This is a genomic window from Chloroflexota bacterium (assembly GCA_014360805.1).
Lineage (GTDB): Bacteria > Chloroflexota > Anaerolineae > DTLA01 > DTLA01 > DTLA01.
The window spans coordinates 16,993-28,689 of the sequence record JACIWU010000003.1 but is presented as its reverse complement, the minus strand read 5'-3'; the positions used below and the strand labels follow the sequence as shown (position 1 = coordinate 28,689).

Sequence of the window (11,697 nt, the reverse complement as noted above, 5' to 3'; positions counted from 1 at the left end):
GGGCTGAAAGCATGTGCGACGCACCTCGGAGATGCGTCGCACGTGTCTCCCCTATTTATTCGTGTGGATTCGTGTTATTCGTGGATGCCGTTCCCCACTCGTGTGGATTCGTGTTATTCGCGGATGCCGTTCCCCCTGCGCGGCTCGGGCTGGGGGCGGCTTGGGCCTGGCGGCGCTTGTCGCATTCCCACTCGTACCGCGTCAGGTCCACGCGCAGGAACTCGCGGTTGTACAGCAGGCAGCAGATGCGGAACCCCGCCGAGATGAGCGTGCGCTTGGCGCGCTCGTTGGTCAGTTCCACGAGGCCGTAGATGGAGTCTATGTCGGTGGTCTCAAACACCTGGTCTACGAAGGCGCGGGTGGCGGCCGTGCCGTAGCCCTTCCCCCACGAAGAGCGGTCGCCGATCTTGATGCCGTATTCGGCCTCGCGGAAGTCCGGGTCAATGTGAGCCACGCACAGGCCGATGAGTTTGCCCGTTTCCTTGACGACGATGCCCGCGGCGATGCGCCGTGGGTTGGGGCGGACGTAGCGTTCCACGAAGAAGCGGCGGAACTCTTCGGGGTCGCGCGGCCCCAGCGGCGCGCCGCTCAACCCCTGCACGATGGGGTCCCGCCACCAGGCGTAGGCGATCTCCGCATCCTCTTCGGTGAGGGGGCGCAGGTAAACGGGCGATTCCTCTTCGCCCCGCTTGGGCGCTGTTTCATCCGTCACCGGTTTTTCCTTCGGGCGGCGCGTTCCGCTCGCTGAGCAGCCGCACCCCATCCAGGGTCAGCCACGGATCCACGACATCCACGCATTTGAGCAAAGGCGCCAGCACCTGCACCAGGCCGCCGGTGGCCACCACCTTGGCCTGGCCTCCGAGTTCGTAGCGCATGCGAGCGACCAGGCCCTCTACCAGCCCCACGTAGCCAAAGATGAGGCCCGACTGCATGGAGTGGACGGTGTTCTTGCCGATGGCGGCGGGCGGCGGCACCAGGTTGATGCGGGGCAGTTGCGCCGTGCGTCCCGCCAAGGTGTCTGCGGCGGGGCCCAGGCCCAGCGCGATAGACACCCCCATGAAATCGCCGTTGTCAGCCACGGCGCTGAACGTGGTCGCCGTGCCGAAGTCAATGGCGATGCAGGCGGTGCGAAAACGATGATACGCGGCCACCGCGTCGCAGAGCAGGTCGGCGCCCAGTTCGGCTGGGTTGTCAATCCGTATGCGCATGCCGGTCTTGATGCCCGGCCCGATGAGCAGCGGAGCGAACCCGAAGTAACGCTCGCACAGTTCCACCAGGGCGCCCGTAACCGGCGGCACGACGCTGGAAATCGTTACCCGCCGCACGTCGCGAAAGGAGTAGCCCCTGTCGTCCAGGAGCGCCTTCCACAGCATGGCGTACTCGTCGGGCATCATGTCGTGTTCGGTGCGCACGCGCCACCGCGCCACCCATTCGCCGTCCTTGTACAAGCCGCCAACGGTGTTGGTGTTGCCGACGTTCACGCATAGGAGCATCGGTTCCCTCCTCGGTCTAATTGGAATACCTGCACTGCCGCACAAACCCGGCGGCAGGCTATTCGTCTCGGACGAAGTCCACCTCTACGAGCGCCCGCTCCTTCAGGCGCAGGCGGACTGCGACAAGCCCCGACGCCAGCACGCGGAACGGCCACTTGCGCCCATCCACGCGGGCCTCGCTGGCGCGCCACGGCGCAGGCGCGGTGAATACCAGTTGGCCGCGCTGCGCCCCCGCTTTCTCCAGGGCCACGCGCAGCGTCTGCCCGTTGGGCCCGTGCACCATACGCTGCACGCCCTGAATCTCCGCCGCGCCCTGGGTTACGTGGAAGGTGGACGTCAGCAGGTCGGGCGCATCGGAGGCGGGCTTCAGGCACAGGACGATGCTCTCGTGGGGCTGGTGGCGGCGGAAGGCGAGTTTGTCGGAGCGGACGCCCACGTACCGTTGCCGCCAGAAGTTGTACACGTGGTACTCGCCCTCGGGAAGGCCTAGTTCGCGCAGGGATACTTCGGTCCTGGCGGTCTTGTCCCGCCAGTTCATGAGCGCCACCACCCACCATTGGCCCCAGGGCTTGTCCATGTGCAGGACCTGATGGCGCGGGTTCTCGTTGCGGAACAAATCCACCGGACGGGCCGCCAGGCCCGAGGGCGGCAGCGCCATGCGGAGGTATTTCAGCCGCCCGGGGCGGATGGTGGGCAGGTTGTCGCTGTCCAGGGTCAGGCCGCCCGACAGCGCGATGCAGGTAACCAGGGTGCGCATTTCGTTCAGTACCAAATCGGACTGGTCGCCGCGCATGCGCACCAGCACGCAGTCGCCGTCGTTCAGCCACCAGCGGCGATGCATGAAGTAGCGGGCCGCGGTGTTGCGCAGCGCATTGGCCACCGCCGGCGCGCTCAAGTCGGCCCAGATGGGGTCCCAGTTGAAGGCGACATCGGGGCCGATGCGCATGGCATCCACCACGCCCACGCTGGGCAGTTGCGGCGCGCCGCACCCCAGCAGGAACCGGTCGCCGATGACCTGGCGTATGCGCTCAATCCCCCGCCGATAGGCTTCTGCGCGGGTAACCCCGGGATCGTGGCGGATTCCCTCCATCGCCCCCGCGAACACGAAGTCAATCTTGAACAGGTCGTAGCCCCATTCGTCGCCCATGACCCGGAAGACGTGGGCAATCCAGTCCAGCACGTCGTCTCTGGACAAATCCAGCGCGTAGATGTCCGTGCCCCAATGCTGCCAGGCGACAACGGGCGAGCCGTCAGCGCGCTTGAGGGTCCAGTCGGGGTGCTCGGCGTAGGCCGCCGATTCGCTGCTGACGCCAAAGGGGGCCAGCCAGATGCCCGGGCGAAGCCCTGTGGCACGGATGCCCTCGGCCACGGCCTTCATCCCCTGCGGGAACTTGGTCTCGTCAATCCGCAGCCAGTCGCCGATGGCCTGCTGGTAGCCGTCGTCAATCAGGACGTATTCCAGGGGCAGGTGGTGCTTGCGAATCTGCGCCGCGTTGGCCAGCACGTCCTCCGCCGAGTTCTCGCCGTAGAAGTAGTACCACGTGCACCAACCGGTGGGGATGCGGGAGGGGACTCGCGCGTTCATGCGCGCCGCGACGCGGTCGGCGTAATGCTCCAGCAGGCGCAGCGGGTCATCGGAGAAGGCCACCATGAGCGGCTCGGACAGGAACCGCTCGCCGGGCGCCAGCGCGACGCCGTCGGCGTAGCACGTCGCGGCGAGCCGCCGGAACGAGCGCCCGTCCAGGCACAGCGCCACATCCGCGAGGGCATGGCGGCCGTCCACGAAACCCAGCAGCGCCGACATCCCCCCGTCCAGGTCGTGCAGCACGGTGAACCATTCGCTCTGGAAGTCCTCGGTGCCCGAGTTCGGGTGAGGGGTGTGCTTGCGGTCGTATTCCTCGCCACCTGGGTTGACATAAATCCCATCCCCGATGTGGCGGGCGAAGGTGGGAGACCAGGACTGCCACCCGTGCTTGTAGAACGACCACCGCCTAGGGTCGGCGCCCAGGTTCACAGCGCCGCCGTTGTCCTGCCGCACGTCCAGGACGGCCAGGCAGTCCAGGTTCACGGGCGTCGCCCCGACGTTCTGCGCCTCCACGACGACTTCCAGGTCGTCGCCCAGGTGGATGTACCAACGGAGCCGAACATGGTCGTCGCTGCGCTCCCAGCGGATGTGGTCCCGTTGCACCTCCAGCGCGGCGTTTGGCCCCGCAATCTCCAGGACGCGGCGCTCGCTGCCCGCGCGGTATTCCAATCGCGCCGAAGCCTGCTGGATCAGCGGCACGGCCTGGAAGACGAACGTAACCGTCCCCCGCTTGCCGTGCAGAATCAACCGGTCGCGGATGTACGTCTCGTCAAGATTCATCGGGACCTCCTGCGTTTTCCGGCGGCTGCGCGACGCCGCGCACCAGGGGCACGAACACCACGCCGGCGATCTCGCGCTGCTCCAACTCGGCGCCGCGCTTGCGCAACAGCATCAGCCGCTGGGACCAGCCCGACTCGCCCACGGGGATGACCAGGCGGCCGCCGTCGGCCAGTTGCTCAATCAGGGGCGGGGGTACCTCCTCCGCCGCGCACGTTACGATGATGGCATCGTAGGGGGCGTGCTCGGGCCAGCCCTCGTAGCCGTCGCCGATGCGAATGTGCACGTTGCGATACCCTAGTTCGCTCAACCGCTCGCGGGCCTTCTCGGCCAGTTGCGGGATGCGCTCCACGGTGAATACCTCGCGGGCCAGCAGGGACAGGATCGCCGCCTGATAGCCGGAGCCTGCGCCGATTTCCAGCACCTTCTCGTGCCCCTTGAGTTCCAGCAACTGAGTCATCAGGGCCACGATGTACGGTTGGGAAATCGTCTGGCCGTAGCCGATGGGGAGCGGGTGATCGTCATAGGCGTCCTCGGCGTACTGCGCCGGCACGAATCGGTGGCGCGGCACGGCTTCCATCGCCGCCAGGACGCGCGGGTCGGATACTTCCCGCAGCACCAGTTTGCGCTTGGTCATCGGACAACCCCCGTCGGTTCTTCGCAGGCGGGCAGGCCAAGCAACAGCGGCTCCAGGCGCTCATGCACATACGCGGCGAGTTTGCGATACCCGCTCGCGCTCAGGTGGACGCCATCCGCCAGCCAGTCGCCAGGCGGGAGGCGGAGTTGGGCGTACACGTCCAGCAGGCGCGCGCGCCGCGCCGACGCCACCGCCCGCACCCGCGCATTGTAGGCGTCGCACGACCGCCGCAACTCCAGGCGCGACGCGGCGTCCAATTCGGGCCGAAACTCTGGCGCCAGCGGCGTGGTGGTCAGAAACACGACCCGCGCCCCCGCTCGCTCTGCCCGCCGACCCATCCAGTCCAGCGCCTGGGCGAAGATTCCCTCGGAGACGCGCGGCTCCCACCGCTTGCCCTCCCACGCGGCGTATTGCGCCTGCCATCTGCGCCAGCGCCGTTCCAGGCCGACGAACAGGCGGGAATGGCGCATGGCCCGAACCCACGTCGGCGCGGCAAAGGCCGCCTCCAGCCGCGCGTCGCTGTACGACCGCGCCAGGTTGGCGTCGTTCAGCCCGAAGGCGATGACCACCACCTGCGGTCGGAAAGTGCGCAGCAGAAGGGGCAGCAACTGCACCCCGTGCATTGTCGTCAGCCCGTTCGCGCCGCCGTTGATAAACGCGACGGGGAGGTCGGGATGCGCCGCCCCCCACAGATTTGCGATCACCGTGGGGTAGGCGTCGTGAGCCGAGACCTCGTGCCCGTACACGATAGAATCGCCGACGAGGAGGACGCGGGTCGGGGCGCGCCTGGCCCCTGCGCCCGCCAGGGTCTCGCGGCGCAGCGCGAAGTCGGCCAGCGTCGGCCAGGGCCGCGACAGCACCCGTGCCGCCCCCTCCAGGGCGAGCAGCCCCGCCAGGGCTGCAATTGTCCACATCCACCCTTTCTTCACGCCCTCATTGTAGCATGTCCACGTGCCGTGCGCAAGGTTTTGTGATATAATGGGGCGTGCTCAAAGACCAATCCTATCCGTGGAGTCCGTGGAGATGGCGCTAGACCCAGAATTGTTGGACATTCTCGTTTGCCCCCAGTGCCGAACCAAAGTGCAGATGTTCGGCGATTCGTGGCTGGTGTGCCCGAACCCGCAGTGCCGCCGCAAGTACCCGATTGTGGAGGACATCCCCGTCATGCTGATTGAGGAAGGGGACAAGTACATGGACGTGCCGCCCGAGCAGTTGGACATCACCAAAGTCTCGCTGGAGACCGTGGGGAAGCCCGATGAGAACGCGTAGCCTCGTCATCGCCGTCTTGCTCCTGATGGCGCTTCTGCCCGCCATGCCGGCCCAGGCTCAGGAGCCGTGGACGGGCAGCCGCCTGACCGCGAAGGTGGACTTCGGCGCCTCCATCACCTTTGCCTTGCAGGCGCAGACGGCCTCGCCTGTGCAGGCGTTGCACCTGCTCTACCAACTGGAGGGCGAGCGGGCGCGCAACCGCGTGAACCTGGACGACACCGGCACCCGCATCAACGCCGAGTGGACGTGGGAACTGGAGCCTGGGGACGTGCCGCCAGGCAGGGTCGTTACCTACTGGTGGCGGGCCGAACTGGCCGACGGGCGCACGCTGGAGACCGAGCGCGCCACGGTAACCTATGAGGACAGCCGCTTCACCTGGAAGCAGCGCCAGGAGGGCAACCTGGTCGTCCACTGGTATGGCGATAGCCAACGCGAGGCCGACAAGATTATGGCCGCGGCCCAGGCGGCTCTGCAACGCCTTCAGGCCGGCACGGGGGTAGAACTCCAAAAACCCATCCGCATCTTCCTGTACCGCAGCAAGGCCGACATGCGGCTTGCCATCCCGTCGCGCAGCGAGTCCTACGACATCGCCACCATCACCCTGGGCATGGCGATGGGCGGCGATACCATCGTCATCCTGTCCACGGCCGCCGACGCCGACCGTACCATCGCCCACGAGTTGAGCCATATCGTCATCGGCGCGTACACCGACAACCCGCTGGGCGGGCTGCCCACGTGGCTGGACGAGGGCCTGGCCATGTACGCCGAAGGGGACCTGCGCGGCGAGAATCAGTCGGACTTGGAGCGGGCGATTCGCACCAACACCCTGATTTCGGTGCGGTCGCTTTCGGCCTACACGGGCGACCCCTCGCAGGTGGATTTGTTCTACGGCGAGTGCTACTCGGTCGTGAAGTTCCTCATTGATACCTTTGGCGCGGACAAGATGGATGCGCTCCTCAAGACGTTTAAGAGGGGCGTGTACCAGGAGGATGCCCTGCGCGAGGTGTACGGCTTCGGGATTGACGAACTGGACGCGCGCTGGCGAGAGGCCATCGGCGCGCCGCCGCAACCCACGCCTGCGCCCACCACGCCACCCGTGTTGCCGACGCCGCGCCCGCAACAAGAGCCTGCCCCCACGCCGATATGCTCGTCGGCGGCGCTGATTCTGGCCGCGCTCGGTGCGCTGATCGTGCGGAGGGTTCGGACGTAGCGCGCCTCACCCCCCGTTGCTGTCGGCCTGGGCGGCGGGTTCGCGCTTGATGATGCGGAACGTGTCAAAGTCGTTGGCCACGACGGTGTTGGGGAAGATGCGCGTGGCCTCGCCCAGAATCTGCCGCTCCGAGTAGCGCCGCGAGATGTGCGTCAGGATGAGCAGGCGCACGTTGGCATCCGCGGCCAGCCGCGCCGCCTGCGACGCCGTCAGGTGCCCGAACTTGCGGGCCATGTCGGCTTCCTCGTCGGTGTACGTGGCCTCAATGACCAGGGCGTCGGCGTGCCGGGCCACGCTCGCCAGCCCGTCGGTGCTCCCCGCGTCGCCGACGAACACCAACTTGGCCCCGCCGATCGGCTCGCCCAGCACGTCGTCGGGGGTGATAATGCGCCCGTCGGCCAGCCTCACCGTCTCGCCGCGCACCAGCCGCGCCCGCTCGGGCCCCGCCGGGAGGCCCAGCGCCTCGGCCTTGTCCACCAGGAAGGGCCGCTTCTCCTTCTCGTAGAACGTGAACCCGAAGCACCCAGGCCCTCGGTGCTGCACCGGAAAGGCGATGAGCGCAAAGGAGTCGTCCTGCAGCACGATACCCGGCTCCAGTTCGGTGTACACGATTTCTATGGGCGGGATACCCTCGCCGAAGACGACGTTCATCAGGGTGCGCACGCGCTCCAGCGCCCACGCCCCGCCCATGATCTCCACGCGGTCTATGGACTCCCATCGGGCGAAGGTGGACATCAACCCCCCCAGACCCAGGATGTGATCCAAGTGCCCGTGGGTGATGAGGATTCGGTCCATGCGCTTGAAGCCCAGGCCGCTCTTGAGCAGTTGCCGCTGGGTGCCCTCGCCGCAGTCTATCAGGAAGCGGTACTCCTTGTGGAGCACCATCGCCGATGACAGCCCGCGCTTGACGGACGGGGCGGATGCCGATGTTCCGAGAAAGATGAGTTCAAACATGCTGTCTCCATTGTGTTGTCATGCTGCGCGGGGCTTCGGCCGTAGCCGCCCCGTGTCCCGTATGGCGGGTTCGGGGACATGCCCGATGCCCCTCACCCTAACCCTCTCCCGGCGGGAGAGGGGACACCCGCCTTACCCTGCACTCGCGCCGCGCACCCGAACCAGCGCGCCCGTCGGGTGAGGTTCAATCGCCACCCGCTGGCCGAGAAACTGCTCTATGACCCAGGCGTTGGTACGCAGATGCTCGGTGGCCCGCGGCGTGGTGAACGCCACATCCACCCCGGCCAGCACCGCGGGCAGCAGCAACTGGTCGGCCAGATGCTCGTCCACGGCGGCTTTCGTCTCGTGAGACCGCACGAGTTCACGGGCTGCCTCCTCGGCGACGCGCTCGGCGGGCTTCCGCAGCGCGCCGTAGGCGGTGAATCCGCCCAGGCCGCGTTCGTACTCGGCGACCAGGAAGACCACCGTGCCGAAGCCCACCGCAGGCGCTTCCACCTCGTCTATCTCGGCGCGAAGACCGGCCTTGCGGAGCGTCTCCAGCGCCTGGGCCTTTTGCCGCTGGATGATGTGCGCCGGCAGGTTGGACGCCGCGCTGATGCCCCAGATGCGGGTGATGCGCCCTCGCCGCGTCCAGTCCAGGGCCGACTCCGCGCGCTCGCCGGAGGGCGCGTCCGCCGCCGCATGCTGCCGGGGCCGGATGCGGGCATGGACGACGCCCCCGCCCTTCGGGTACCAGCCCCACCGTTCCAACGCCAGGTCTGCCGCAAACCCCAAACGGGCGACCGCCGGCAGGTACACGTGCGCCAGATAGTGGAACGGCGGGCTCCAGGGCACGTGCGTCCCTCCGACCAGCGTCAGCCGCGAGGGCGCGCCAACCAGCGACAGGGGCAGAAACAGCGTCTGGAACACCAGCGAGACGGCTCCTGCGCTTCCGCCCGCTTCTGTGGCCCCCACGTCAAACGTATAGTCGCCGCCGGCGGGTCGGCGTTGGGGCGCGAACAGCAAGTCCTGGGACCCGATGCGGTCGCCCTCCACCGTCGCGCCGCAGAGCGCCGCCGCCGCGCGCACGGCCAGCAGGTGCTGGGGCCGCAACCCGGGCGTGGGGCGGCCCGCCCGTATCCGACGCATGCGAAACGGCCGGCCCAGCGCCACGGCCAGCGACAGGGCCGTGCGCAGAATCTGCCCACCGCCCTCGCCGAAGGAGCCGTCTATCTCCAGCAAGTCGCCCCGCGCTTCGGCCATGGCGCCCTGCTCACGGGCTTGCGGCGACGGAATCCGACGGGAGTTCCACGCTCTCCTTGCGGTAGAAGCGGATGCCCGTGTCGCCTGCATCCACGATGATGATGTCGCCCTCTCGGAATTCGCCGCTCAGCAGGCGCAGCGCCAGGGCGTTCTCCACGTGCTTCTGGAGCGCCCGGCGCAGCGGTCGCGCGCCGAAGTTGGGGTCGTAGCCCTCCCGCGCCAGCCAGTCGCGCGCGGCCTCGGTCAATTCCACCTCCACGCCCTGCTCGCGCAGACGGGCGCGAATCTCCTTCATCTGGAGGTCCACGATCTGCTTGACCTGGTCCAACGTGAGCGTGTGGAAGATGATGATCTCGTCCACGCGGTTCAGGAACTCGGGCCGGAAGGTCTCGCGCAGGCCGCGCTCAATGGCCTCGTGCGCGGCCCGCTCCTCGGCGTCCCGCGCGTCGCCCGCGCGGAAGCCCAACGTGCCGCCCTTGCGGGTGTACTGTGTGCCGATGTTGGAGGTCATGATGACCACCGTGTTGCGGAAGTCCACCGTATGGCCCTGGCCGTCGGTCAGGCGGCCGTCCTCCAGAATCTGCAGCAGGGCGTTCCAGACTTCGGGGTGCGCCTTCTCTATCTCGTCAAACAGCACGACCTGATAGGGTCTGCGGCGGACGGCCTCGGTCAGTTGCCCGCCCTCTTCGTAGCCCACGTAGCCGGGCGGCGCGCCGATGAGACGGGACACCGTGTGGCGCTCGCGGTATTCGCTCATGTCCACGCGCACCAGGGCCTCCTCGTCGTCAAACAGGAACCAGGCCAGCGCCTTGGCCAACTCGGTCTTGCCGACGCCCGACGAGCCGAGGAAGATGAACGACCCGATGGGGCGGCGCGGGTCTTTCAGCCCGGACCGCGCCCGGCGGATGGCGTTGGACACGGCGCGGATGGCCTCATCCTGCCCCACGATGCGCTCGTGGAGCCGCTCCTCCATGTGCACGAGGCGCTCGGCTTCGGTCTCCATGAGCGCCGTAACCGGTATGCCGGTCCACGTGGCCACCACCTCGGCGATGTCCTGCACGTCCACGACTTCGTCAATGTTCTTTTCGCGCTGCCAGGCTTCGCGGGCGGCGTTGAATTCCTGTTCCAACCGCAGGCGCTCGCTGCGATAGACGGCGGCCTTTTCGTAGTCGCGACGCTGCCAGGCGGCCTCTTCCTCGGTGGCGAGTTTGTGGATGGCGGCCCGCTTCTCCTTGAGTTCGGGCGGCATGCTGTGAATCGCCATCCGCAGTTTGGAGGCCGCCTCGTCTATCAGGTCAATGGCCTTGTCGGGCAGGTGCCGGTCGGTTACGTAGCGTTTGGACAGGCGCGCCGCGGCGACCAAGGCTTCGTCGGAGAAGCGCACCTTGTGATGCGCCTCGTAGCGATCGCGCACGCCCCGCAGCATCTGGATCGTCTCCTCCACCGACGGCTCGTCCACGAACACGGGCGCGAAACGGCGCTCCAGGGCCGCGTCTTTCTCTATGTAGCGACGGTATTCGTCTAGCGTCGTGGCGCCCACGCACTGGAGTTCGCCCCTGGCCAGGGCGGGCTTCAGCATGTTGGAGGCGTCCATAGCGCCCATGGCGGCGCCCGCGCCAACTACGGTGTGGAGTTCGTCAATGAAGAGGATGATCTCGCCCTGGGCGCGCTGAATCTCCTCAATGGCGGTCTTCAGGCGCTCCTCAAACTCGCCGCGGAACCGCGTGCCCGCCACCATCGCGCCCAGGTCCAGGGCGAGGACGCGCTTGCCCATCAGGATTTCGGGCACGTCGTCCTGCACAATCTTCTGGGCCAGGCCCTCCACGATGGCCGTCTTGCCCACGCCCGCCTCGCCGATGAGCACCGGGTTGTTCTTGGTGCGGCGCGACAGAATCTGCATCACGCGCATGATCTCTTTGTCGCGGCCGATGACGGGGTCCAGTTTGCCCTCCCGGGCCAGTTGGGTGAGGTCGCGCGTGTACCGCTCCAACGTGCGGTAGCGTGATTCGGCCTGCGGAGAGGTAACCTTCTGCCCGCCCCGCACCTGCGCAATGGCGTCCAGGACGCGCTCGCGGGTAACATCCATCTCTTCCAGCAGCCGCGACGCCGGCGAGCCCCGCTCCGCCAGGATGGCCAGGAACAGGTGCTCGGTGGAGATGTAGTCGTCCTTCAGGCGATTCGCTTCCTCGTTGGCGGTGTCCACCACGTGCTTCAGGCGCGGCGTGATGAACATCTGGCCGGGCATGGCGCTGCCGAACCCCGCGGTTCTGGGCGCGGCGCGCAATGTCGCCTCAAGGCGCTGCTTGAGCGTCTCGGCGTCCACGCCCAGTTTGTCCAGAATCTGGGGGATCACGCCCCCCGACTGTTCTATCAGCGCCAGGAGCAGGTGCTCGGTGTCCACCTGCGTGTGGTTGTAGCGCTGAAGGATCTCGTAGGCGCGCATGGCCGCATCCTGCGCGCGCTCTGTAAACCGATCAAATCGCATCATAGGTCTTCACCTCGCCGGCGCGTGCCGGCCCTGGGTGCAGGG

10 protein-coding genes are annotated in these 11,697 nt (G+C 67.4%); 2 read left to right on the top strand and 8 right to left on the bottom strand.

What is annotated here, in order from left to right; genetic code table 11:
* Positions 1-55 precede the first annotated feature (55 nt).
* Genes H5T65_01000 through H5T65_00980 form a run of 5 tightly spaced genes read right to left on the bottom strand, consistent with a single transcriptional unit; the run spans position 56 to position 5,406 of the window.
* A complete protein-coding gene (locus H5T65_01000; protein MBC7257804.1) occupies positions 56-712 on the bottom strand; it encodes a GNAT family N-acetyltransferase in 657 nt (218 codons plus the stop codon).
* A complete protein-coding gene (locus H5T65_00995; GenBank protein ID MBC7257803.1) occupies positions 702-1,493 on the bottom strand; it encodes a type III pantothenate kinase in 792 nt (263 codons plus the stop codon). The genes H5T65_01000 and H5T65_00995 overlap by 11 nt, the downstream gene beginning before the upstream one ends.
* A gap of 58 nt (positions 1,494-1,551) precedes the next feature.
* Positions 1,552-3,858 carry an alpha-galactosidase gene (locus tag H5T65_00990; protein ID MBC7257802.1) on the bottom strand — a complete coding sequence of 769 codons (2,307 nt, stop codon included), beginning with the start codon at positions 3,856-3,858 and terminating at the stop codon, positions 1,552-1,554.
* Positions 3,848-4,492 carry a protein-L-isoaspartate(D-aspartate) O-methyltransferase gene (locus H5T65_00985; protein ID MBC7257801.1) on the bottom strand — a complete coding sequence of 215 codons (645 nt, stop codon included), beginning with the start codon at positions 4,490-4,492 and terminating at the stop codon, positions 3,848-3,850. Before H5T65_00985 ends, H5T65_00990 begins: the two co-directional genes overlap by 11 nt.
* Positions 4,489-5,406 carry an SGNH/GDSL hydrolase family protein gene (locus H5T65_00980; protein MBC7257800.1) on the bottom strand — a complete coding sequence of 306 codons (918 nt, stop codon included), beginning with the start codon at positions 5,404-5,406 and terminating at the stop codon, positions 4,489-4,491. The genes H5T65_00985 and H5T65_00980 overlap by 4 nt, the downstream gene beginning before the upstream one ends.
* Before the next feature lie 109 nt (positions 5,407-5,515).
* Here H5T65_00980 and H5T65_00975 point away from each other — a divergent pair, with 109 nt between their 5' ends.
* Complete coding sequence (locus H5T65_00975) at positions 5,516-5,761, top strand: Trm112 family protein (GenBank protein ID MBC7257799.1); 246 nt, start codon at positions 5,516-5,518, stop codon at positions 5,759-5,761.
* The gene (locus tag H5T65_00970) at positions 5,748-6,971 is read left to right on the top strand and encodes a hypothetical protein (protein MBC7257798.1); all 1,224 of its coding nucleotides are present in this window, start codon (positions 5,748-5,750) and stop codon (positions 6,969-6,971) included. The genes H5T65_00975 and H5T65_00970 overlap by 14 nt, the downstream gene beginning before the upstream one ends.
* A gap of 6 nt (positions 6,972-6,977) precedes the next feature.
* On the opposite strand, the gene H5T65_00965 is transcribed toward H5T65_00970, so the two are convergent.
* From H5T65_00965 to H5T65_00955, 3 genes are all read right to left on the bottom strand, one after another.
* Positions 6,978-7,925, bottom strand: coding sequence for a ribonuclease Z (locus H5T65_00965; protein MBC7257797.1), 948 nt, complete (start codon positions 7,923-7,925; stop codon positions 6,978-6,980).
* Between the two features lie 132 nt (positions 7,926-8,057).
* A complete protein-coding gene (gene rtcA, locus H5T65_00960) occupies positions 8,058-9,146 on the bottom strand; it encodes an RNA 3'-phosphate cyclase (protein MBC7257796.1) in 1,089 nt (362 codons plus the stop codon).
* 31 nt (positions 9,147-9,177) lie between these two features.
* On the bottom strand, positions 9,178-11,652 hold the full coding sequence (locus H5T65_00955; GenBank protein MBC7257795.1) for an AAA family ATPase: 2,475 nt from the start codon (positions 11,650-11,652) through the stop codon (positions 9,178-9,180).
* Between the last annotated feature and the right edge of the window lie 45 nt (positions 11,653-11,697).